Origin of the sequence: Nisaea sp. (assembly GCF_040217065.1) — a bacterium.
GTDB lineage: Bacteria > Pseudomonadota > Alphaproteobacteria > Thalassobaculales > Thalassobaculaceae > Nisaea.
In genome coordinates this window covers 389,303-412,846 of record NZ_JAVJNX010000011.1, presented here as the reverse complement: position 1 = coordinate 412,846, position 23,544 = coordinate 389,303, and the positions used below count along the sequence as shown (strand labels likewise).

22 protein-coding genes are annotated in these 23,544 nt (G+C 64.3%); 15 read left to right on the top strand and 7 right to left on the bottom strand.

From position 1 onward, the window contains the following. The first annotated feature begins 160 nt into the window (after positions 1-160). From RH950_RS20160 to RH950_RS20140, 5 genes are all read left to right on the top strand, one after another. Positions 161-1,348: an MFS transporter gene (locus tag RH950_RS20160; protein WP_350059546.1), complete on the top strand. Its 1,188-nt coding sequence runs from the start codon at positions 161-163 to the stop codon at positions 1,346-1,348. A 183-nt stretch (positions 1,349-1,531) separates the two neighbouring features. After that, the gene (locus RH950_RS20155; RefSeq protein WP_350059545.1) at positions 1,532-2,689 is read left to right on the top strand and encodes an ATP phosphoribosyltransferase regulatory subunit; all 1,158 of its coding nucleotides are present in this window, start codon (positions 1,532-1,534) and stop codon (positions 2,687-2,689) included. Between the two features lie 52 nt (positions 2,690-2,741). Next, entirely contained in the window at positions 2,742-4,034 is a 1,293-nt protein-coding gene (locus RH950_RS20150; RefSeq protein ID WP_350059544.1) for an adenylosuccinate synthase, read from the top strand. A gap of 229 nt (positions 4,035-4,263) precedes the next feature. Beyond that, positions 4,264-6,264: a protein kinase family protein gene (locus RH950_RS20145; RefSeq protein WP_350059543.1), complete on the top strand. Its 2,001-nt coding sequence runs from the start codon at positions 4,264-4,266 to the stop codon at positions 6,262-6,264. A gap of 64 nt (positions 6,265-6,328) precedes the next feature. Beyond that, complete coding sequence (locus RH950_RS20140; RefSeq protein ID WP_350059542.1) at positions 6,329-6,823, top strand: hypothetical protein; 495 nt, start codon at positions 6,329-6,331, stop codon at positions 6,821-6,823. A 15-nt stretch (positions 6,824-6,838) separates the two neighbouring features. On the opposite strand, the gene rpoH is transcribed toward RH950_RS20140, so the two are convergent. Beyond that, on the bottom strand, positions 6,839-7,726 hold the full coding sequence (gene rpoH / locus RH950_RS20135) for an RNA polymerase sigma factor RpoH (RefSeq protein ID WP_350059541.1): 888 nt from the start codon (positions 7,724-7,726) through the stop codon (positions 6,839-6,841). Positions 7,727-7,888: 162 nt separating this feature from the next. After that, a complete protein-coding gene (locus tag RH950_RS20130) occupies positions 7,889-8,845 on the bottom strand; it encodes an RluA family pseudouridine synthase (protein WP_350059540.1) in 957 nt (318 codons plus the stop codon). A 34-nt stretch (positions 8,846-8,879) separates the two neighbouring features. Between RH950_RS20130 and RH950_RS20125 the strand changes: the two genes are divergently transcribed. The 5 genes from RH950_RS20125 (at position 8,880) to RH950_RS20105 (ending at position 12,931) form a co-directional block, all read left to right on the top strand. Beyond that, positions 8,880-9,281 carry a hypothetical protein gene (locus RH950_RS20125; protein ID WP_350059539.1) on the top strand — a complete coding sequence of 134 codons (402 nt, stop codon included), beginning with the start codon at positions 8,880-8,882 and terminating at the stop codon, positions 9,279-9,281. 2 nt (positions 9,282-9,283) lie between these two features. Next, positions 9,284-10,366, top strand: coding sequence for a threonine aldolase family protein (locus RH950_RS20120; RefSeq protein WP_350059538.1), 1,083 nt, complete (start codon positions 9,284-9,286; stop codon positions 10,364-10,366). Continuing rightward, the gene (locus tag RH950_RS20115; RefSeq protein WP_350059537.1) at positions 10,363-11,592 is read left to right on the top strand and encodes a CaiB/BaiF CoA transferase family protein; all 1,230 of its coding nucleotides are present in this window, start codon (positions 10,363-10,365) and stop codon (positions 11,590-11,592) included. Before RH950_RS20120 ends, RH950_RS20115 begins: the two co-directional genes overlap by 4 nt. 1 nt (position 11,593) lies before the next feature. Further along, entirely contained in the window at positions 11,594-12,481 is an 888-nt protein-coding gene (locus RH950_RS20110) for an HpcH/HpaI aldolase/citrate lyase family protein (protein WP_350059536.1), read from the top strand. 165 nt (positions 12,482-12,646) lie between these two features. Then, on the top strand, positions 12,647-12,931 hold the full coding sequence (locus RH950_RS20105) for a GIY-YIG nuclease family protein (RefSeq protein WP_350059535.1): 285 nt from the start codon (positions 12,647-12,649) through the stop codon (positions 12,929-12,931). Between the two features lie 140 nt (positions 12,932-13,071). On the opposite strand, the gene RH950_RS20100 is transcribed toward RH950_RS20105, so the two are convergent. The 3 genes from RH950_RS20100 to RH950_RS20090 all read right to left on the bottom strand — a co-directional run bounded on the left by RH950_RS20100 (position 13,072) and on the right by RH950_RS20090 (position 15,717). Then, entirely contained in the window at positions 13,072-13,446 is a 375-nt protein-coding gene (locus RH950_RS20100) for a hypothetical protein (RefSeq protein WP_350059534.1), read from the bottom strand. Between the two features lie 168 nt (positions 13,447-13,614). Beyond that, entirely contained in the window at positions 13,615-15,429 is a 1,815-nt protein-coding gene (locus RH950_RS20095) for a sodium:solute symporter family protein (protein ID WP_350059533.1), read from the bottom strand. 12 nt (positions 15,430-15,441) lie between these two features. Continuing rightward, positions 15,442-15,717, bottom strand: a complete 276-nt coding sequence (locus RH950_RS20090) for a DUF4212 domain-containing protein (protein WP_350059532.1) — start codon at positions 15,715-15,717, stop codon at positions 15,442-15,444. A gap of 211 nt (positions 15,718-15,928) precedes the next feature. Between RH950_RS20090 and RH950_RS20085 the strand changes: the two genes are divergently transcribed. From RH950_RS20085 to ettA, 5 genes are all read left to right on the top strand, one after another. Next, positions 15,929-16,540: a hypothetical protein gene (locus tag RH950_RS20085; RefSeq protein ID WP_350059531.1), complete on the top strand. Its 612-nt coding sequence runs from the start codon at positions 15,929-15,931 to the stop codon at positions 16,538-16,540. 6 nt (positions 16,541-16,546) lie between these two features. Further along, entirely contained in the window at positions 16,547-17,947 is a 1,401-nt protein-coding gene (locus tag RH950_RS20080) for a 3'-5' exonuclease (RefSeq protein WP_350059530.1), read from the top strand. Then, a complete protein-coding gene (locus tag RH950_RS20075) occupies positions 17,944-19,401 on the top strand; it encodes a DUF294 nucleotidyltransferase-like domain-containing protein (protein ID WP_350059529.1) in 1,458 nt (485 codons plus the stop codon). The genes RH950_RS20080 and RH950_RS20075 overlap by 4 nt, the downstream gene beginning before the upstream one ends. A gap of 255 nt (positions 19,402-19,656) precedes the next feature. Beyond that, the gene (locus RH950_RS20070; RefSeq protein ID WP_350059528.1) at positions 19,657-19,941 is read left to right on the top strand and encodes a GIY-YIG nuclease family protein; all 285 of its coding nucleotides are present in this window, start codon (positions 19,657-19,659) and stop codon (positions 19,939-19,941) included. Positions 19,942-20,268: 327 nt separating this feature from the next. Beyond that, positions 20,269-21,951, top strand: a complete 1,683-nt coding sequence (gene ettA, locus RH950_RS20065) for an energy-dependent translational throttle protein EttA (protein ID WP_350059527.1) — start codon at positions 20,269-20,271, stop codon at positions 21,949-21,951. Between the two features lie 71 nt (positions 21,952-22,022). On the opposite strand, the gene RH950_RS20060 is transcribed toward ettA, so the two are convergent. After that, positions 22,023-22,646: an MlaC/ttg2D family ABC transporter substrate-binding protein gene (locus RH950_RS20060; RefSeq protein ID WP_350059526.1), complete on the bottom strand. Its 624-nt coding sequence runs from the start codon at positions 22,644-22,646 to the stop codon at positions 22,023-22,025. A gap of 14 nt (positions 22,647-22,660) precedes the next feature. Beyond that, complete coding sequence (locus RH950_RS20055; RefSeq protein WP_350059525.1) at positions 22,661-23,482, bottom strand: MlaA family lipoprotein; 822 nt, start codon at positions 23,480-23,482, stop codon at positions 22,661-22,663. Positions 23,483-23,544: the final 62 nt, after the last annotated feature.

The following is a 23,544-nucleotide window of genomic DNA, read 5'->3' as shown; positions in this document are numbered from 1 at the left end:
GAGGTAACGTCCTCACCCCTGCACGGGAACAAACGTCCGGGAACGGCCCGGCCCATTTGAAAGAAGGGGCCGTCCATGGCTTGGTTAAATCTCGTTCTTGCAGGCAATCCTGAAACGGGTCGGCCTGTCTGGCTGAAACCGGCCAGCGCTTAGTACCGCCATGACAGACCATACCGATATCCGGTCCGGCGGCCCGCTCCCTGAAACCTCTCTCTCCGATCTGCCTCCCGGCCGGTGGGCGCTGCTGCGGTGGCTCGTTTCGTCTGCCACCCTGAACGTTCCGCAGGCGGCGTCTCCCGTCGCGTTTTCTCTGCTGACCCTGAGCCTCACCGGCGATGCCAGCCGGGGCGCCGCGCTGATCCTCGTCATGACGCTGGCCCAGGTGCTGGGTGCGGTTCCGATCACGCGCCTGGGCCGGACCTTCCCGGCGGCAAGGTTCCTGCAAGTCCTGATCGTGGTCCGGACGCTCGCCCTGATCCTGATGGCCGCTATGGCCGCGCAGGGAGTTCCCTTTGTCTGGCTGTTCGTGTTCGCGGCCCTTGCAGGATCGGTGAACGGCGCGGCTTTCGGATATCTGCGCTCCATCCTCAACAGCCTGACATCGACGACAGGACTGCCGAGAGCACTGGGAATCTCGGCGACACTCAACGAGGTCACGTTCGTTCTTGCGCCGGTGCTTGCCTCAGGGCTCGGGACGATCTCGCCGGTCTTCGCCATCCTGGCGCTGGCGCTTCTCGGCGCCCTCCCCGTCCTTCTCGTCCCGCACATCCGGTCGGTCCACGGCGGGAAGGTGCAGGCGGCCAGGACCTCGGTGCTCACCCCGGCGGTCGCCTTGTGGCTCATGTGTGGCGCCGCCGGCGGCGCCACCGTCGCCTCTATAGAAATCGGCGCTGTCGCCCTCGCTCTGGAATTCGGGTACGAGCCCGCACTCGCCATCCTGTTCACGGTCCCGCTGTGCCTGGCGTCGGTTACGGGCGGCATCCTGATCAGCATATACAATCGCACCCTCGCCCGCCGGACCGTGGTGCTCCTGCTCGCGTTTATGGCCGCCGGGGCCGCGCTCGCCGCGTTCCAGCTGTCCCTCACGGCGACCATTGTCGGAGCCGTCATGATCGGCTGCGTCCTCGCGCCCCTGGGAACGTACTATTCCCTTGTCCTCGATACGCTTGTAACGCCGGATAAACGCCCGGAAGTGTTCGCCCTGTTGCGCACCTCGAATGCCGTCGGGGTGATCTTCGCAAGCGGGGTGCTGACCGCGTTCTCCATATCGATAGCGCTGGGTGTTGTCGCGATGCTGATGGTCATCGTCACGATGGTGGTCGGGGTCGCGTCACTGCGGAATGGCTGAGACGGCCGTGCTCACGGGGCGGGCAGCAGGGCGGGGTTGCCGGCGATCGCCCAGACGCATGACGACCTCTTGTCCGGCGGCATTTTCGCGCGGAGCGGGGCCGGGGGCACCATCCGGTTGCGGCAGCGGCGCAAAACGGCTAGGACAAGGCGATTTCCAAGCCTTCTTATCCGGAGAGACCGCGTGTCGCATCCCGACAGCGAGAGCGAACTGACCAAGCGTGCCCTGCTGCCTGCGGGCCTGCGTGATGTGCTGCCGCTTGATGCGGCGCACGAAGCGGCCGTCATCGAGGCCCTGATAGCCCGTTGCGCGTCGCATGGCTATGACCGGGTGAAGCCGCCGCTGGTGGAGTTCGAGACCTCGCTCTTCGCCGGACCGGGCGGGGCCATGAGCGACAGCACCTTCCGGCTGATGGACCCGGTCTCGCAGAAGATGATGGGTGTGCGCGCGGACATGACCGTGCAGATCGCCCGGATCGCGACGACCCGCCTGAAGCAGGAACCGCGGCCTCTGCGTCTTTGTTACGCGGGCGAGGTGCTGCGGGTTTCGGCCAATCAGCTCAACCCGGAGCGCCAGCTGGTGCAGGTTGGCGCCGAATTGCTCGGCGGTGACAGCGTGGCGGCCGATGCCGAGCCGGTGCTGCTGGCGGTGGAAGCCCTGCGCGCCATTGGCGTCAGCAATCTCTCCGTCGATCTGACGGCGCCGCGGGTGATCCCGCTCCTGCTGGCGGGCTCCGACCTGCCGGCGGATAGGCTGCGGTCCCTGCGCATGGCAATCGACCGCAAGCACACGGCGGAAGTGCGCCGTCTGGCAGGCGATCTGGCGCCGATGCTGACCCAACTCATGGATGCCGCCGGGTCCTGGCGGGACGCGCTCGGCGATCTGTCGGGCATCGGGTTGCCGGAAGCAGCCCGTGCTGCAATCGATCGTGTCGCCGCCATCGCGGAGAGCGTGGCGGCGATCGACCCCGATCTGGCCATGACCATAGACCCGGTGGAGAATCGCGGCTTCGAATATTACACCGGTTTCGGCTTCAGCCTGTTCGCGCGGGGGGTACGCGGCGAGCTGGGACGTGGTGGACGCTACCAGGTGGACGGAGACGGGCTCGGCTCGACCGGTTTCACGCTCTATATGGAAACCGTGCTGCAGGCGCTGCCTGAGCCGACCCGCCCCGAGCGGCTCTATCTGCCCTTCGGTACTGCCGTCGATCAGGCGCGCGGATTGCGGCAGCAGGGCTGGGTTACCATCGCAGCATTGGACAAGGACCCCGATCCGGGGCTAGAAGCGTCCCGCCTCGGCTGTACTCATATCCTGAAGGACGGAGCGCCGGTGGCGCTCTGATTGTGCCGGTGCCGCATCGCGCGGCCGGAATTCAAGAAAGACGAGACGACACATGAAAAATGTCACGGTGATCGGCGCCCAGTGGGGCGACGAAGGCAAAGGCAAGATCGTCGACTGGCTCTCGGAACGCGCCGACGTGATCGTGCGCTTCCAGGGCGGTCACAATGCCGGCCATACGCTCGTTATCGGCGATCAGGTCTATAAGCTGAGCCTGCTGCCGTCCGGCGTCGTCCGCGAAGGCAAGCTGTCGGTCATCGGCAACGGCGTGGTCGTCGATCCCTGGGCCCTGGCCAGCGAGATCGAGACGCTGCGCAAGGCCGGGGTGAAGATCACCACGAACAATCTGGTTATCGCGGACAATGCCTCTCTTATCCTGCCGGTGCATCGCCGCATCGACCAGGCCCGCGAAGCGGTTCTGGCAGAGGGCAAGATCGGCACCACCGGACGCGGCATCGGCCCGGCCTATGAAGACAAGGTCGCCCGCCGCGCGGTGAAGGTCTCCGATCTCGCCGATCCGGAAACCCTGGCCGTGCGCGTGCGTGCGCTGATCGCGCACCACAACGTGTTCCTGAAAGGCGCCGAAGAAGAGCTGATCGACCCGCAGGAAACCCTGGACCTGCTGGCGGAGATCGCCGGGACGGTGCTGCCCTTCGTCAAGCCGGTCTGGCGCGAGCTGGAAGCCGCGGTCGCGGCCGACAAGCGCATCCTGTTCGAGGGCGCCCAGGGCGTCATGCTCGATGTCGATCACGGCACCTATCCGTTCGTCACCTCCTCCAACACGGTCGCGGGGCAGGCATCTGCCGGCTCCGGGCTCGGCCCGCGCGATATCGGCTATGTGCTCGGCCTGGTGAAGGCCTACACCACCCGCGTCGGCTCCGGCCCGTTCCCGACGGAACTGCATGACGAGAACGGTCAGCGGCTGGGTGAGCGCGGCAAGGAATTCGGTACGGTGACAGGCCGGCAGCGCCGTTGCGGCTGGTTTGACGCGGTTATGGTCCGGCAGGCTCTGAAGGTCTCCGGCGTCGACGGCATCGCACTGACCAAGCTCGACGTGCTCGACGGTTTCGACGAGCTGAAGATCTGTGTCGGCTACGAGCTGGACGGCGAAACCCTTGATTACTTCCCGGCCGGCGCCGGCAAGCAGGCCCGGGTCACGCCGGTCTACACCACGGTTCCCGGCTGGTCGGAAAGTACGTTCGGAGCCCGCTCCTGGGCCGATCTGCCGGCAAATGCGGTGAAATATATCCGCTATGTCGAAGAGCTGATCGAAACCCCGGTGGCCCTGCTGTCGACCAGTCCGGAGCGTGAGGACACCATTCTGGTACATGACCCGTTCCGCGGCTGACAGAGGCAGAACACCGTAGAATCAGATCGCTAACGCCTCTGCGGTGAATGCTTTTTCTTGCATTTAGGGCAAAAGATTGGGAAACCGGATAGGTTAAGAAGCCTGATCCGCCGGGATTATGTCGATCCAAGCGGCCGGTCGGCTTTCGTCAGTTCGACCCGATGCGGGGACCGATGCATCAGACATGCCTGATCCGGAACCGGTTTCAGAATGAAAAGGCCTCCAGCGCATGGCCGATTTAGTCACGCTCAACGAGCGGTTCGAGATCGATCCCGGCCAACCGTTGCCCGACTTCGATTCCCCGTCGGCGAAGGCCTATGTCTGCTCTGAAAGCAGCAAGAGCGCCGATTTTTTCGCGTTGGTCGGCGATCCGAAGGTGCCGCTCAGGGTCGAAGCGATCAACGGCCTCAAGGGATTCCCGCATCACAATCTGATGCGTGTGCATGACCATGGTGTCGTGAACTGGACCATCACCGGGCGGCGCATGCCGGTGCTGATCTTGGACCGGCCGCGGGGCGCGAGACTCTTCAGCGATCCCGGACAGATCATCGAACCCTTTACCGACGAGCAGCTGGCGCGCGGATTTCTGACACCTCTTGTGGCCGCCATGCGGGAAATGTCCCAGCGCGGCGTCACGCATAGAAACATCCGGCCGGACAATCTGTTCTATTCGGATGTCTCGCGCCGGTCGGTCATGCTCGGCGAATGTGTCAGCGGCCCGCCCGGATATTTCCAGCCGGATAATTGTGAAAGCCTGGAATGCGCCATGGCCGATCGTACGGCACGCGGCGACGGTGGCGTGCTGGATGACCTGTTCTCGGTCGGGGTGACGCTGCTCTCGCTGCTCACGGGCCGCATGCTGCCGGAACCGTCCGATCCGCAACGGATGATTTTCGATCGGATCAATTTCGGCTCCTATGCCTGCCTGATCGGCGGCACCAGACTGCAGATGAACATGGTCGAGGTGTTGCGCGGCCTGCTGACGGATGATTCCAGGGAACGCTGGACGATCCGCGATCTCGAACTCTGGCTTGGCGGCCGGCGTCTCACCCCGAAGCAGGTCAAACTGCCGACCCGGGCTGCGCGGCCGCTGACGGTCGGTGGTGGCACCTATGAGAATGTGCGGGCCGTTGCCCACGCGATCGGAAGGAACTGGAGCACCGCGGCGGAAATGATCCGGGGGCAGGATTTCGATAACTGGCTCCGGCGTTCTCTCGGTGACGAGGCCGTGGTCGAAGCGGTCAACAAGGTGACCGGCGGCGCAAACGGGATTCAGAATGCTCCGAAGGACGAGGATGCCCGTCTTGTCACGCGCGTCGCCATCGGCCTGGATCCGAGCGCGCCGATCCGGCACAAGGGGTTTTCCTGTCACATCGACGGTGTCGGCCCGACCCTCGCACTGAACTTCAACGATGACGCAACGCGGCAGAAAGTCGCCGCCTTTGTCTCAAGCCGCTCGGTCGGCCCGTGGATGTCCGTGCAGACCCGCTCCAAGCAGGACTTGCTCGAACTGTTCTCGAAGTTTGACAAGCTGCCGACCCTGATGAACGGCACGGGTCCCGGTTACGGGATCGAGCGTGTGCTCTACGAACTCAATGAAGACATTCATTGCATGAGCTCGATGATCGAGCATCTCTACGTCACCGACCCGGCTGAAGTGATCCCGTCGCTCGAGGCGGTGGCCCAGGGGCAGAACAGGCCGCCGATCCCGATGGACCGGCATCTCGCGGCATTTCTCGGCGCCCGGTCGCCGGACATCGAGGATCGGCTGCTGCGTCCGCTCGGCAATTCGTCGGACACCCGCCCTGCCATCGACGCCCTGAATGTCATCCGCCTGCTTGCCCGGATCCAGACCCTGTCCCGCAATGGGCCGATGCCGGCCCTGTGCCAATGGTTCGTCGAGTTGATGAAGCCGGCCGTGAACGGTTTTCACAACCTCAAGGCCCGGGCCGCGGTCGAGAACAACGTGATGAAGGCGTCCGAAAGCGGCCAGCTTGCCGAAATCCTAAAGATATTTGATGACCAGAAGGCCCAGCAGCGAGACCAGCAGGGCTTTGCCCGGGCGCAGCAGGAATTCAGCCAATGCGCGGTGCAGATCGCCCAGATGAATCTGGACCTGCAGAACAAGGACAGTCTGGCGGCGGAACTCGGCGAGCAGGCGGCGGCGGTCATTTCCGGAGTGGTCGGCAGTGTGGGAACGACTGCTATCGTGATCCTCTATTTGATCTAGACTGGTGGACGGTCCTCCGGATTCCCGGGGGCGGACGAGATGAAACGGGAAGTCGGAAACTGACATGGCAGCAAGTTCAGCAAACGCCGCATCGATGAAGGTGATTATCTTCGCGATCGGCGGCGGCCTGATGTTGTTCACGCTGCCGACATTTCTGCTGCTGGGGCTCGGCATGCTGCCGACATTCGCCGCCATGATGGTGGACCGGCGGCGCGAGAAATACACGACGCTCTGTGTCGGCTGCATGAATTTCGTCGGGGTGTTGCCGTTCGTCGCACAGCTCTGGTCCGAGGATCATTCCTACGCCAAGGCATTCGAGATCATGGCGGATCCGTTTGCCTGGCTGAGCATGCTTGGCGCTGCCGGACTGGGCTGGTGCATCTATCTGCTGGCGCCGGGCGTTGTCTCCATGGGCATCGCCATGCGCATCGAGCAGCGCATCGCCCGACTGCGCCGCCGCCAGAGGGAACTTGTCGAGGAGTGGGGCCCCGGCGTCGCTGGCGCCCTCGACGATACGGACTCGCAAAAGGCCGAACGGGAAAAAGACCGGGACGGTTAGGTCCCGGTCTTCAGATCATGCGTTTTCGAGCCGCTGTTCGATTGCCGCGTTACGCATCGCCTTCTGGAGCTTTTCAAACGCCCTTACCTCGATCTGCCGGACCCGTTCCCGGCTGATGCCATAAACCTGGCTGAGATCTTCCAGCGTCGTCGGGTTATCCTTCAGACGCCGCTCGTTCAGGATGTAGCGCTCGCGTTCGTTCAGGGTTTCCATGCCGAGGGAAAGCAGCTTCCGGCGCTGGCCGAGCTCTTCGCTTTCCGCGAGCTTGCTCTCCTGACTTTCTTCTTCGTCGACAAGCCAGTCCTGCCATTCGCCTTCCCCGTCAACACGCAGGGGCGCGTTCAGGGAATGGTCCGGGGCGGACAGCCGGCGGTTCATGTTGATGACGTCCTGTTCCGGCACCTCGAGCTTGGTGGCGATCGCCGTCACCCGCTCCGGGGAGAGATCGCCTTCCTCAATGGCCTGCATCTGGCCTTTCAGCTTGCGCAGGTTGAAGAACAGCTTCTTCTGCGCCGCCGTGGTGCCGATTTTCACCAGCGACCAGGAGTGCAGGATATATTCCTGAATGGCCGCCCGGATCCACCACATGGCGTAGGTGGCAAGACGGAAGCCGCGCTCCGGATCGAAGCGCTTCACTGCCTGCATCATGCCGACATTGCCTTCGGAGATCAGCTCCGCGATCGGCAGCCCGTAGCCGCGATAGCCCATGGCGATCTTGGCGACGAGCCGGAGATGACTGGTGACCAGCTTGTGCGCGGCTTCGGAATCGTCATGCTCCCGCCAGCTCTTGGCGAGCATGTATTCCTCTTCCGGCTTCAGCATCGGAAACTTGCGAATTTCCTGAAGGTAACGGGTCAGGTTGCCTTCGACCGACATTGTCGGGAGCTGTGTCGCTTGTGCCATGGTTCCCCTTCAATTCTTCTCGACGGCCGTTTCGGTCGCCGTCGCTACAGGGGTAACGCCCAAACACATCATTCTGTTCCCCCCGCATCTTATAATCTGGGGAATGAATGTGGGTTTTTTAAGGCCTGTTTGCGGTTCAATTGTCCACGCTGGGAAAATATCTTATGCGGGATTGTCGCGTAATCCGTCCAGAAGCAGTTCCATATCCACCGGCAACGGGCTTTCGAATCGCAGGGTTTCGCGGGTTATCGGGTGTTCGAAACCAAGCACGGCGGCATGCAGGGCCTGCCGTGTGAAGGTCCTGATCGGCTCCGGATCGGACGCCTTGTTGCCGCGCCCGTAGAGCGGATCGCCGATCAGCGCATGGCCGATATTGGAAAGGTGGACGCGGATCTGGTGGGTCCGCCCGGTTTCCAGACGGCATTCGAGCAGCGCCGCCTTCATGCCGAACCGTTCCAGCATCTTGTAATGGGTGACGGCGGGCTTGCCGGTGGCCGTGACCGCCATTTTCTTCCGGTTGCGCTGGCTCCGGCCGATGGCGCCCTCGATCCGGTCGGTGTTTTTCGGCGGAATGCCGCGGACCACGGCGTGGTAGCGGCGCTCGATGGTGTGGGCGGCGAACTGCACGACCAGACCCTGATGGGCGTCGTCGCTCTTGGCCACGACCATCAGGCCACTGGTATCCTTGTCGATCCGGTGCACGATGCCGGGCCGCTTCACCCCGCCGATCCCGGACAGGCTGCCGCCACAATGGGCCAGCAGGGCGTTGACCAGGGTGCCGTCCCAGCTGCCGGGCGCCGGATGCACCACGAGGCCGGCCTGCTTGTTCACGACGATCAGGTCCGCATCCTCGTAGACCACGTCGAGCGCGATCGTCTCGGCTTCCGGCGCCGCCGGTTCCGGCGGCGGAATTTCGACCCGGTAGGTCTGGCCCGGTTTGACCGTGCCGGAGGGGTCGGTTATCGTCGCCTCTCCGCAGCTGACGCGGCCTTCCAGGATGAGATTTTTCAACCGACTCCGGGACAGGTTCGGAATGTCAGGCATCCCGGCCAGACGCCCGGCGAGCCAGCGGTCAATGCGGTCGATATTCTCTTCCCGTGCCTCGGCGTCGCCGGACACGATCTCTATCTGAAAATTTTCTGAAGCAGGATCCATGGCGGCGAACCTACCCGATAGCGATGAAAACAAAAAGCGGCCTGAACCGGGCTGGCTTCTGCCGGCAAAAATAGCGGTTGTGGTGATGGGGCTGATGATCCTCGGCGGGCTCGGCGTGATTGCCTATACGGTCGCGACCCGGCTCGGCGGAGACGGTGGCAAAGCGGCTCCGGTCGCATCCGCTGCTGCGCCGCAAGGGCAGGCCACACGCCAGATCGCGACCGGGTTCGGCACCGTCGAGGTGGCGATCCCGAATGGCGGCCGACTCGGCCCGGCCCAGTTCCATGACGGCCGGATGATCCTGCAGATGAACCTTCAGAACAGGAAGGTCCGCCTCCTGGTCTACGACCTGGCGACCGGCAAACAGCTCGGCGTCTTCAATATTGCCCCGGAAAAGTAAGAATGAGCAGCACTCCCAATACCTGGAACGTCAATTTCGCCAGCGACAACGTTGCCGGCGCGGCACCGGAAATCATGGCCGCGCTGCAGCAGGCCTCATCCGGTTTCGCCATGCCCTACGGCAATGACGATCTGACGGAGATCGTCCGCCGCCGGCTGGCCGAGACCTTCGAGACGGAGCTTGCCGCCTATCCGGTCGCCACCGGGACCGCCGCCAATTCCCTGGCCCTGTCGGTGCTGGCGCCGCCCTATGGCGTGGTGTTCTGTCATGAGGGCGCGCATATCGAAGAAGACGAATGCACGGCGCCGGAATTCTATATCGGTAGCGGTAAGCTCACCCTGCTGGCGGGCGAGAACGGCAAGTTCAGCGCCGACACGCTGGCGAAAAAACTCGGCGACCCGAGCGCGGCCTCGGCGGTGCACCACGCCAAGCCGGCGGCGGTCAGCATCTCGCAGCTGACGGAGAAGGGCACGGCCTACAGCCTGGACGAGATCCGGGCCATTGCCGATGTTGCCCATGCGCACGGGTTGAGGCTGCATATGGACGGTGCCCGGTTCACCAACGCGATGCTCGGCCTCGGCTGCTCGCCTGCGGAGGCGACCTGGAAGGCCGGGGTGGATGCACTGTCCTTCGGGGCCACCAAAAACGGCGCCTTCGCGGCCGAAGCGGTGATCTTCTTCGATCCGCAGGCGGCGCAGGATTTCGAGTTCCGGCGCAAGCGCGGCGGCCATCTGTTCTCCAAGATGCGCTTCCTCTCCGCCCAGCTCGCCGCCTATCTCGAGAATGACAACTGGCTGGCTTACGCAAAGAACGCCAATGGCGCCGCCCGCCGCCTCGTGGACGGTCTCGCGGCTCTGCCCGGGGTCGAGCTGCTGCACGCGGTCGAGGGCAACGAGATCTTCGCCCGGATATCCGGGCCGGTGCATCAGGCCCTGCGCTCTGCCGGCTGCCAGTATTATGCTTTCGATGAAGCGGAGGACGGCAGCGTCGGCATCCGGCTCGTTACCGCCTTCAATACGACCGAGGCCGATACCGGGCATTTCCTGGCTGCAGCCCGCGCCGGCGCCGGGGAGGCCGCGGCATGAGCACGGCCGGACGGTATCCAGAAAGCGATTACAGGAGCGACGCCAAGCTGCCGCTGGACGGCGTGCGGGTGCTCGATCTCTCCCGGCTCGTCGCCGGGAACATGGTGACGCACGTGCTGGCCGATTACGGCGCCGAGGTGATCAAGATCGAGCGGCCGGGCTTCGGCGACGATCTGCGCAACTGGCGGACCGAGGGTGTGGCGACGCACTGGAAGGTCTATTGCCGGAACAAGAAGAGCATCACCCTCGATCTGCGCAAGCCCGAGGGCAAGGCGCTGTTCCTGAAGCTGGTGGAAACCGCCGACGCCATCGTGGAGAACTTCAAGCCGGGCACCCTGGAGGACTGGGGTCTGGGGCCTGACGTCCTGCAGGGACTGAACCCGAAACTGACGCTGGTCCGGGTCTCCGGCTGGGGCCAGACCGGCCCGTGGAAACACAAGCCGGGCTTCGGCTCTCTGGTGGAAGCAATGAGCGGGTTTGCCGCCCTGAACGGCTTCGGCGACCGGCCGCCGGTGCTGCCGCCCCTGGCCCTGGCGGACATGATCGCCGGCCTCTATGGCGCCTTCTCGGTCATGGTGGCGCTCAGGAATGTCGAGGTGTCCGGCGGCAAGGGCCAGAGCATCGATCTCTCCCTGTTCGAGCCGATCCACGCCATTCTCGGCCCGGAAGCGGCGAACTACGCGCTCAGCGGCAAGGTGCCGGAGCGCACCGGCAGCCGGTCCAACCTGACCGCACCGCGCAATACCTATCGCTGCAAGGACGGCAAATACGTCGCCTTGTCCGGCTCCATCCAGGCCATGGCGGAACGGCTGTTCCGCACCATCGGCCGGCCGGAGCTGATCGACGACCCGCGCTTCAGGACGAATTCCGACCGGGTGAAGCATAACGACGTGCTGGACCCGATCATCGCCGGCTATATGGGCGAGCGGACCCAGGCCGAATGCCTCGCCATCTTCGAGGAAGCCGGTGTGACGGTCGGCCCCGTCGCCGATGTCGCCCAGCTTGCGGATGACGATTACATGGAAGGCCGTGGCGTGGTCGAGAGCTTCCCCGACGCGGAAATCGGCAGCCTGCCGATGCATGCCGTAATTCCGCGCCTGTCCGAAACGCCCGGTGTTGTCCGCGCTCCGGCGCCGGAACTGGGCCAGCATAATGACGAGATCTGGGGCGCGCTTGGCCTTGATGCGGCCGAACAGGCAAAACTGACCGACGCGGGAGTGATCTGACATGTTGGGAACCCTCCCTCTCTGGCGCTCGCTGCTCTATGTGCCCGTCACCAACCAGCGCTTTGTCGAGAAGGCCTCGGCGCGCGGCGCGGATGTCATCAAGCTGGATCTCGAGGACAGCATCCCGCCGGCGGAGAAGCCCGCCGCCCGGGCGGCGGTGCGCGACGCGGCCCGGCTGATTAAAGACGCGGGCACCGAAGTGCTGGTCCGCATCAACCGGCCCTGGCGGATGACGGTTCTGGATCTGGAAGCCGCAATCTGGCCGGAAGTCTCCGGCCTGTGCCTGCCGAAGCTGGAGAGCGCCGATCATCTCGCCTTCCTCGACGAGACCGTGGAGGAGCTGGAGCGCGAGCGCGGCATGCCGGTCGGGCGCATTTGCTTCATGGGCCTGATCGAGACTCCGCGCGGCCTCAACAATGTGCGCGCCATCGCCAGGGCGAGCTCGCGCCTCAAGGGCCTGTCCCTCGGCCAGGAAGACTATTCAGCCGCTCTCGGCATGCCCGGCCTCGGCCCGGAGGATCTGCTGGAAGACATGCGTCTGGTGCAGCGCGCCGCCCGCGAGGCCGGCATCCTGCCGCTCGGCTATGCCGGCTCGATCGCCGAGATCACCGACATGGAGGCCTTCCGGGCCAGCGCCCAGCGCGCCCGCGCCCTCGGCATGGAAGGCGGCTCCTGCGTCCACCCGGCACAGGTGCCGATCCTGAACGCGGTGTTCAGCCCAACGGCGGAAGAGGTGGAGACGGCGGACGCCATGGTCGCCGCCTATGACGCCGCCATGGCCGAGGGTCTCGGCGCGGTCAGCTTCCGCGGCAAGATGATCGATGTGCCGGTGGTGGAGCGGGCCAGACGGGTTCTGGTGCTGCGCGACCGGATTGTTGGGAAGGGTTAGCGCCGTCTGGCCCCACCATCGTCGTTTTCCCGGACTTGATCCGGGACCTTTTTGATCGTGGGATGTGCCTGAAGTAGACAGAGAGTTCCTTTCGCCGAAAGGTCCCGGATCAAGTCCGGGAAAAGCTGCGGAGGAAAACGCGAACACCCCTCCCATAACCGGGACATGCGCCCGTTCGTCTACATCCTCGCCAGCAAACCGCATGGCGTCCTCTATACCGGCGTCACGTCGGACCTGCCTCGGCGCATGGCCGAGCACAGGAGCGGCGCCATCGCCGGCTTCACCAGGCACTACAATGTGCATGACCTGGTCTATTTCGAGCCGCACCAGAGCATGGAGGAGGCGCGCTACCGGGAATATCAGGTGAAGCGCTGGCGGAGATGCTGGAAGGTCGAAATGATCGAACGGCATAATCCTGAATGGCGCGACAGGTTCGAAGAGCTGTTGTGAATGCCCCAGCACTCACGCCTCCTTAACTGTTTTCCCGGACTTGATCCGGGACCTTTTCGATCCTGAAGAGCAGCCCGTCACCGGCGGATCAAGGGGCGGTGCCTTTTGCAGGAAGGTCCGGGATGACGGCCAGAGACGAGCTACCGTCCTAGAATCTGCCCGAACAGATCGTAGATCATGAACGATATCTCACTCTCCAGCGGGAAAGACAGCATGCCCATGACGTTGTACCCGAGCAGCCAGGGCATCAGGTAGAACCGGATCATGAAGAAGAACCAGGCGACATAGACCGGGTGCAGCCAGGGCAGCAAGAAGCCTGGCGTCACCGGCTTGAAGGCGCGGATGATCGGGTCGGTCACGCGGACGAAGAAGCGCATGAAGAAGAAGTTGCTGTCCTCGGGCAGGAAGATCGACATGGCGAAGCGGCCGAACAGGGTCCACATCACCGTGCCCAGCACATAATCGATGACAATGACCCAGAGCGGGAAGGCGCCGATCTCCGTTGGCATGTCCATGGGGGCGGGTCCTTCCGACGCTGGTTTCTTGATTGGCCCGCCATTCCGGTCCTTTAGGCGGGCAGAAAAAATCCGGGACGAAGCTTAGCCGCGTCCCGGATTTCTCTTCAAGTCTGGTCAAGCAGGTCCGGGACGGGGTTGACGCCGTCCCGGATGGAGATGTGTCGCCTAGTGGGTGCTGGCGAGGACCGTGTCGCCGCGCGGGGTCCGCACCGCGTCCACCATGGCCTGGGTTTCGGCGTCCGGCTCTTCCGTCATCAGGCTGACCACGATCATGGCCACCAGACTGACCGGCATGCCGATCATGCCGAAGCGGAGATGGTCGATGCCTAGCCAGGGCGTGCCGCCGGCAAAATGGACATAGTAGAGATAGGCGGTCCCGGCGACGAAGCCGCCCATCATGCCGGCGATCGCCCCCTGCCGGTTCGCCCGTTTCCACCAGATTCCCAGGACCAGCGGGAAGAACAGGCCGGAGCAGGCGAAGTCGAACGCCCAGGCCACCGCCCCGAGGATCGAGGTCAGCTTCAGGCTGGCCACGAACGCCCCGGCCGCGCCGACACCGAGGAGCAGGATACGGGCCACAATGAGCCTTTTCCTGGTCTCTGCCTGCGGGTCGATGATCTTGTAGTAAAGATCGTGACTGAGCGCGTTGGCGATGGCGAGCAGCAGCCCGTCCGCCGTCGACATGGCCGCGGCCATACCGCCTGCCGCCACCAGACCGGAGATCACGTAGGGCAGACCGGCGATTTCAGGCGTTGCCAGCACGACGATGCCGGAGCGCATGAAGAGCTCGTTGATCTGCAGGATCCCGTCCCCGTTGGAATCGGATACCTGGAGGAAGTCCACGGCCGCCCATTTCTGGATCCATTCCAGAGCGTTCACCTCGGCAATGGACTTGCCGATGATTCCGGTCGCCAGAGTCGGATCGAGCAGGGACAGCTTGGTGAAGGTTGCGAGTGCTGGTGCGGTGAAGTAGAGCAGGAAGATGAACAGGATCGACCAGCCTACGGAAATCCGTGCAGCCCGCACGGACGGCGTTGTGAAGTAGCGCATGAGCACGTGCGGCAGAGAGGCCGTTCCGCACATCATGCAGAGCACCAGGGTGGCGAACTTCCACTTGTCGATGAAGGTTTCGCCCGGCGCGTTGATCGGGGTCACAAGTGCCGAGAGGCCCGCGAAAGCCTCGGTTGGTTTCAGCACGCCAACCTGATGCAGGACTTCGAGTTCCTGCACGCGTTGGACGGCATCGCCGTAGGAGAGCTGCGGGATCATGCCGAAGCCGCTCTTGTTCGACATCCAGACCACCGGCACGATATAGGCGATGATCAGCACGATATACTGGGCCACCTGGGTCCAGGTCACAGCCCGCATCCCGCCCAGCATCGAGCAGACCAGAATACCGGCAAGACCGAACCAGACGCCGACCTCGAACGGGATCTGCAGGGCCCGTGCGGCGACCGTGCCGGTGGCGTTGATCTGCGCCGTCACATAGGTGAAGGACGCGACCACCAGAACGACCACGGCGCAGAGCCGGGCGAAATTGCCGCCATACCGTGTGCCGATAAAGTCCGGCACCGTGTAGCAGCCGAACTTGCGCAGATACGGCGCCATCAGCGAGGCGACGAGCACATAGCCGCCGGTCCAGCCGACCAGGAAGGCCATGTAGCCGTAACCGCCGAAATAGATGCCGCCCGCCATGGCGACGAAGGACGCGCCGGACATCCAGTCCGCCGCTGTCGCCATGCCGTTATAGAGTGCCGGAACCTGACGTCCCGCGACATAGTACTGGTCCGTCGCCATGGTGCGCGACAGCACACCGATCAGCGCGTAGATGGCGATGGTGAAGCCGACGAACAGATAGCCGATCGTGTCTGGACTGACACCGGCCTGTTCGAGTATGGCCATCAATATGATGAAGAGGAGGAACCCGCCCGTATAGAGGCCGTAGATCTTCCCCAGATTCTGGATGAAATCACCCTTCATGTCCGGTCTCCCCTACTCGTCTTCATTTGCTTCTTCGGCAACGCCGAACTCCTCGTCGATCTTGTTCTGGGCTCTTGCGAACCAGAAGATGATGACGACGAACGCAAACAGGGATCCCTGGCCGGCCATGTAAAAGCCGAGCGGGAACCCGAGGATGGAGAATTCATTGAGTTGTGGTGCGAACCAGTGCACCAGGAATGCGAAGATGAACCAGACAATGAGTGTCTTGATAGTCAGCCCTTTGGTGCGTTGCCAGTGGGCTTCATGATTGGAGTCGGCTACAGCCATGACTCACCCCCCCTTTCTTGCCCGTCGCCTTTCGTGTGCGGCGATTTTTGTCTATCGCGCTCTGCGCGCAATGGCCTTAGTCTATAATGGATTAAGGACTGCATCCACAGGTTTGTGAAATCCATGGGGGAGTCATGAACTCGATGAAACTCGGAAAATTGTTATGTTTCATGGTCTTTTAGGCGATTTTTGGCATAGAGTCCGGCTCTTCATGCCCTTCTCCACGCGCTGGAGGGAAGAGCCCCTGGATAAAGTCGAATCGGCATCAAGGTTCGTCAGCGCAAAGGCATCTTTTGTTGCCCAGACAACACTTTACGGCTATGTGCGCACCCGTGCTGGCACCCGATACACCGCTCTGTTTGATGACGACCTTTTCGTGCAGTCCCTGAATATTGCAAAATGGCAGGTTTTCCTTGCCTGCACTGCGGATCTTGCCGGCTTTGTTGCGGCGTCCGTATGTGCCGGCACGGACCGGGAAACCGAAGCGCGGCTGGCGCTTGCCCTGTTCCGGGGAGCGCTTGCCGACTATCCGGAGCCGGAAGGGGCGGGGCCGGACTGGGAGGAAGAGGTGGGGCGGGCGGAGACCCGGCTGCTGCAGGCGCGGCCTGACACACCAGATGCGGACGCGGCTTTCAGGGGCAGTGCCGATGCGCTGGTTCACTGGGCACCGATTTCGGACGAACTGAAGGTGCTGGACGAAGGGATCGTGCGCAATTCCATCCGCTTCAAGTGGCGTGACGTCCGGGAACGGACCGCCGCGCTGTTGCGGGCGGAGGCCGTGTTGCAGGACTTCCGGCCCGCCGCTGCCGCCGTGGGAGACTAGCGTCCGATGGCCGGTATTCCGGACCGGGAGGATTCTCCGCTCAGGCGCGCCATCATCATGCGCTATCGCACCCGGCGCACCCTTGCGTTTCTGCTCGGCGCCATTCCCGTGCTGCTGGTGGCGATGGTCTGCGCCATCGCACTGCAGGGCTGGAAGCCCGAAGGCGGGACGGACTGGTCCGCGCTCATCCTGCCGGCCGCCGGGGCCGGACTCGCCGCCGTGCTGGCCTATGCGGTCTACGGCATCGTTGCCGCCCATATCGGCGATCTCGACCGGATGAAGGAAGATCTCGATCTTGCCGCCACCACCGGCCGGCTGCCCGCGCGCTGGCGCCAGTTCACCGGCGGCCCGGGGGAAATCGCGGGCCTGTCCCAGACCATCGAGCGGGCCTTCATCCGGCGGGAGCGGCATGGCGCCGAAGGGGCCTGGATCGCCGGCGTGCTCGCGGGTATCCCGAGCGCGGTGATCGCCTTCCGGCGGACCGGGCTGGTGTCCTTGTCCAATGCGGCGGCCCGGCGCCGTCTCGGCGACGACGGCACCACCCCCGGCCACAGTATCTTCACGCTGGTCGATCACGGCCGGCTGGAGACGGCGTTGAGCCGGGCACGGGAGAGCCGGCAGCCGGTCGCACTGCGTCTGTCGGACACGGCGGGCGGGCCGGTCGAGGCCCAGGTCGCGGCCATGGCCGACGGCGGCGTGATCTCCTTCACGGCTCCGGCGGGCGAGGTCACGCCGGAGCAGACCGCGATGGATCTCGGCCCCGGCGCGGCGGCGTCTCCGCCCCCGCCGCAGCCCTGTCTGCCGGCCACGCCGCTCGGCGCGCTCCCGCTGGTCAGCCTGGATCTGGAGACGACGGGGCTGGACGCGTCGCTGGACAGGATCCTTTCCATCGGGGCCGTGCGGGTGCAGGACGGGCATGTCTTCACCGCCGCCAGCCTCGACCTTCTGGTCCGGCCGGGGATCCCGATCCCGGAGCGTTCCTTCAACGTGCATGGCATCTCGGACGAACTGGTCGCGGATGCACCGCCCCTGCCGGCGCTCTGGGACGCGCTGGGTGAATTTGTCGACGGCTGTGTCATCATCGGCCACCAGATCGGCTTCGACCTTGCGGTCCTGGCGGCGGAAGCCCGGCGCCACGGCTTGCCTGAACTCGAGCTGCCGGCCCTCGACACCATGATGCTGTTCCGGCAGATCTCGGACGGTCAACAGGTTGGTCTGGACGGTGCGGCGGACGCCATGGGGCTCAGTGTGTTCGGGCGGCATACCGCGCTGGGCGATGCGATCGTCACGGCGGAGCTGTTCAATGCCATGCTGCCATCCCTGCGGGAGCGGTCGATCGTGGATTTCGCCGCGGCGCAGGAGATCGCGGCGCCACCGCCCTGGGGCCGGGAGCCGGACCGGGCATGAGCATGAGCATGAGCACGGAGACGGCATTCGACAGCTATCCCTATCGGCACCGGTTGAGCGACGTGCTGAGCTGGGAGCCGCTGGATATCGATATCGGGGCGACGATGGCCCAGGCCGCGGCGGCCATGGCATCGCGGAATGTCGGCTCGATCCTGGTGCAGGACGGGAACGGCACGCATGTCGGCATTCTGACCGAGCGGGACATCATGCGCCGGATCGCCATGGGCGATGACGGTGGCAGTGCTGTCCGCAATGTCATGTCATCCCCGGTCGAGTCCCTGCCGGCCGATGCGCTGGTCTACAAGGCGCTCGGCCGGATGGAGCGGCTCGGCATCCGGCATCTGGCCGTGACCGATCCGGACGGCAGAACCATCGGTGTGGTCTCGCTCCGGACCATCCTGAAGACCCGGAACACGGCGGCCTTCGCGCTTGGCGACGCCATCGAGTCCGCGCCGGACAGTGCGGCCATCGCGGCGGCCCGGGCGCGCTTGCCCGCTCTGGCCGGGGCCCTGCTGCAGGACGGCGCGGGCGCGGCCATCGTCGCGGGCGCCATCAGTGCCGCCATGCGGGACTCGACCGAGCGTGCCGGCATGCTGGCGCGCGAGTCGATGGAGCGCGCCGGTCTCGGCCCGCCGCCGGTGCCCTTCGCCCTGCTGGTGCTGGGCAGTGGCGGGCGCGGGGAGAGCCTGCTGGCACCGGACCAGGACAATGCGGTGATCTATGACGGCACCCCGGCGCATGACGGCTGGTTCGCGGAATGGGGCGCGCGTCTCACGGACATCCTGGATGCCGCCGGAATCCCCTATTGCAGCGGCGGGGTGATGGCGTCCAACCCGCTCTGGCGCGGCACGCCGGACGACTGGCGCCGGCGGGTCGGGGAATGGATCGCCCGGGGGCAGGGCGAAAGCCTGCTCAATGTCGATATCTTCTTCGATTTCGCCCCCGTGCTCGGCGATGCCGGGCTGGCGGCGGCCCTGCGCCGGGACGCCATCGCGGCGGCCGGGCGGGAGACCGTGTTCCTCGGCAACCTGGTCCAGCATATCGGCGCCTTCCGGCCGCCGCTGGCCTGGGACTGGTTCGGCCTCGCCGGCGGGTTCCAGCTGCAGGACGGCCGGGTCGACCTGAAGCTGGGCGGCACCCTGCCGCTGGTTTCCGCCGCCCGCATCCTGGCCCTGCGGCACGGCATCGAGGCAACCTCGACATTCGAGCGGTTCCGGAAACTGCGGGAAGGGAAGCTGATCTCGGCCGGCGATGCCGCGGCCGTTGCGGAGGCGCTGGAGGCTTTCATGGCAGCAATCCTGCGCCAGCAGCTGGCCGATATCGCGGCCGGGATCGCACCGTCGTCAAAGATCGACCCGTCCCTGCTGGACCGCCGCGACCGCCGGTCCCTGCGCGCGCATCTGGCGATGGTGGATATCATCCAGCCGATGGTCGAGGGGGCGGTCGGCCGGTAGGGGGCGTGTGGCAGCTTTTACAAGTCGCCAGTCCGACCAGCGGGAACCACACGCCGCCAGCCTAGTATCGTCGTCCCACCCTGTTTTGGCCGTCATCCCGGCCTGAGAGCCGGGACCTTTTTGATCCCCGGGGCGGAGCGCGTCGCCGGGAGATCCCGGATCGAGTCCGGGATGACGGCTGGAAAAGTATGGAGTGATGGCTGAAGAAGTCCAGATGACGACGACTATTCTCTCTGCCCCTCCCATAACCGGGACATGCGGCCTTTCGTCTATATCCTCGCGAGCAAACGGCTCGGTGTCCTTTATACGGGCGTCACCTCGGACCTCCTGACCCGGATCGCTCAACACAAGAGCGGAGCCATTGCCGGTTTCACCAAACGCTACAATGTGCATGATCTCGTCTATTTCGAGCCGCACGAGACGATGGAAGACGCGATCCGCCGGGAGCATCAGGTCAAGCGCTGGAAGCGACACTGGAAAGTCGAAATGATCGAACGGCATAACCCTGAATGGCGAGACAGGTTCAGGGAGCTGTTTTGAGAAACTTTCTTCATTAGACAGTCACAAGCCGTTATCTCCGTTCCCATGTTCGTCATCCCGAACTCGATCCGGGACCTTTTTGATCATGGGGCACTGCCCGGCATAGAGAGATGGTGCCTTCCGCCGAAAGGTCCCGGATCGAGTCCGGGATGACGAATAAAGGGGGCCGGGACGGTGGCCGGTTTTCCGGGCCTTTTCGCCGGCACAGCCCGCCGCAACCGGCCCCGTTCAGGCCGTCATCCGGGCCACCGCAAGGCGCCGGTTGCCGCCGTGCCCGCACTTGGCTACAAATGCGCCCTCATTCTCATCCTTCATAGGAGCGGCGCCTTGGCTGCGTATCAGTACATCTACGTGATGAAAGGTCTGAGCAAGACCTGGCCCGGCGGGCGCGAGGTTCTGAAGAACATTCATCTGTCCTTCCTGCCCGGCGCCAAGATCGGCGTGCTCGGCGGCAACGGCGCGGGTAAGTCCACGCTGCTGAAGATCATGGCCGGCGTCGATACGGAATTCGTCGGCGAGGCCTGGGCTGCGGACGGCATCAAGGTCGGTTACCTGGCGCAGGAGCCGGAGCTGAATGCCGACAAGGACGTGCATGGCAACGTCATGGAAGGCATGGGCGAGACCAAGGAGCTGCTCGACCGGTTCAACGAGGTCAGTGCCCGCTTCGGCGAGGAGATGACCGACGATCAGATGAACGAGCTGCTGGCCGAGCAGGGCGAGCTGCAGGAGAAGATCGACGCCGCCGACGCCTGGGACCTGGACCGCAAGGTCGAGATCGCCATGGACGCGCTGCGGCTGCCGCCGGGCAATGCGGACGTGACCAAGCTGTCCGGTGGTGAGCGCCGCCGGGTGGCGCTCTGCAAGCTGCTGCTCTCCACCCCGGACATGCTGCTGCTCGATGAGCCGACCAACCATCTGGACGCCGAGTCGGTCGCCTGGCTGCAGCGCTTCCTGCACGACTTCCCGGGCACTGTCGTGACCGTGACCCATGATCGCTACTTCCTGGACGAGGTGGCGGGCTGGATCCTGGAAGTCGACCGGGGCCGGGGCATTCCCTACGAGGGCAACTATACCGGCTGGCTGGAACAGAAGCAGAAGCGGATGCAGCAGGAAGGCCGGGCGGAGGATGCCCGCCAGCGCTCCCTGAACCAGGAGCTGGAATGGGTCCGGCAGTCGCCGCGCGCGCGCCAGGCCAAGAGCAAGGCGCGTCTCAATGCCTATGAGGAGCTGCTGGCGAAGAGCGAGGAGAAGGCCACCGACACCTCCCAGATCGTCATCCCGGCCGGCCCGCGTCTCGGCAGCCAGGTGATCGAGGCCGATCACCTGAGCAAGGGCTTTGGCGACCGGCTGCTGATCGACGATCTGTCCTTCAAGCTGCCCCCGGGCGGCATTGTCGGCGTGATCGGCCCGAACGGTGCCGGCAAGACCACTTTGTTCCGGATGATCACCGGCCAGGAGAGCGCCGATGGCGGCTCCTTCACGGTCGGCGACACTGTCGTGCTCGGCTATATCGACCAGTCCCGCGACTCCCTCGACGCCAAGAAGACCGTCTGGGAGGAAATCTCCGACGGGCTGGACGAGATCGATCTCGGCAAGCGGAAGATGCAGAGCCGGGCCTATTGCGGGCTGTTCAACTTCCGCGGCGGCGACCAGCAGAAGAAGGTCGGCCAGCTGTCGGGCGGTGAGCGGAACCGGGTGCATCTGGCCAAGATGCTGAAATCCGGCGCCAACCTGCTGATGCTCGATGAGCCGACCAACGATCTCGATGTCGACACGCTGCGGGCGCTGGAAGAGGCATTGCTGGAATTCGCCGGCTGCGCCGTGGTCATCACCCATGATCGCTGGTTCCTCGACCGGATCGCGACCCACATCCTCGCTTTCGAGGGCGACAGCCATGTCGAGTGGTTCGAGGGCAACTACCAGGCCTATGAGGAAGACAAGAAGGCCCGGCTCGGCGCCGACGCGGTCGAGCCGCACCGGATCAAGTACAAGCCGATCGCGCGTACCTGACCGGCTTCCCTGCCGATACGAAAACGCCGGCTGAGAAGCCGGCGTTTTTTATTGCGGAAAGTCCCGGAGGATCAGGTGCGCTTGCGCAGCCCTTCGAGAATCTCTTCCATGCGGGCCAGCAGCGGGTCGATCTTGCCGCCGTTGCTCTCGATCACGGAAGCATATTCGTTGCGCTGGGTGATGCCCATGCTGATGCCCTCGATCACCACGTCGACGATCCTGAAGGTCTCGCCATCCGGGATCAGGCGCCAGTCGACGACGACGTTGCCGTTCGGGTTCGCCGGATTGATGATCTGGCTCTTCACCACGATATAGCGGCCGTTTTCGCCGCTCCCGGTGACTTCGAAAAGCTGCCCGGAATAACTGTCGAACTGCCTCGTATAGGTGAAGACGATGCTTTCCTCGAAAAGCTTGAGATAGGTTTCCCGCTGCTCCGGGCTGGCCAGGCGCCAGTTGCGGCCGAGCACGAACTGACCGATCCAGGGCAGGTCGAAATGCTCGTTCAGAAGCACCCGGAATTTCTCCCGGCGGGCCTCGCCAACGGCGGCCTTGTCTGTGACCAGAGCCAGCGCCTTGTCGCCAAGCTCGGCGACGAATTTCTCTGCCGCCGCTCCCTTGTCGTCGGCCCAGACGGGCGTGGGCGTTATGACGGTACAGAGGAACAGCAGGAACAGGACGCGACGGAGAACAATCATATGGATCGCCTGCCTCAGTTCGATTTGGCCGGAAGTGCGCCGGTCTCGGAGCGCGGCCGGTCGGACGGAGAGAACTCCTCAAACGCATTGCTGCCGTCAGCCGCCAGCGGGTCGGCGGCCGGTTCTCCGTTGCGGATCATTGCCTCCCGGCGCTGCAGGTAGATCGACCGCAGGCGGGCATAGTAGTCCAGCGATGACGCTTTGAGCTCGTTGATCTGGTCGAAATTGCGGGCGCGGAAATCGACGGCCTCGGTGCCGTTGCGACCGATGGTGATGGCAGTCTGTGCGTCCGGGCCACTGACGATATAGGTCAGCGGATCGAAGAAGATGTCGACCACACGTCCAACCAGATCACGGCCATTCGACGGTCCAATCAGCGGAACCACCAGATAAGCACCGCCATCGACGCCATGCACGCCAAGGGTCTGGCCGAAATCTTCATTCCGGTAGCCCCAGTCCTGGCCGTGACCCCAGTCGATCAGGCCTGCTGTGAGGCCGTTGACGAAGAACTGGCGGGTCGCGTTGCCGGCATTGTCCGTGTCGCCCTGCAGCAGGCTGTTCGCGATCACCACCGGTGAGCGCAGCCAGCGCAGGAAGTTGCGGACCATCTCCTGCATCGGATCGGGCATAGCGGTCTTGTAGACGAAGGCCGTGGGCTGAAGCACGAAGGTATCGACCGTTTCGTTCATGGCGAAGACCAAACGGTTGACCGGTTCGATCGGGTCATAAACCTGCGGACCCGCCGTGCTTTCCTGCGGCTGGGTTGCGCATCCCGTCAGGGCGATCAACACGGCAACGACACCGGCAGCCCGGTGTATCCGAGACAGAAACGTCATCATTCCAACCCGCTAACTGCGCTTTTCAGCAAGTAACCGCCTCTATTGCCAGAGCCTGAACT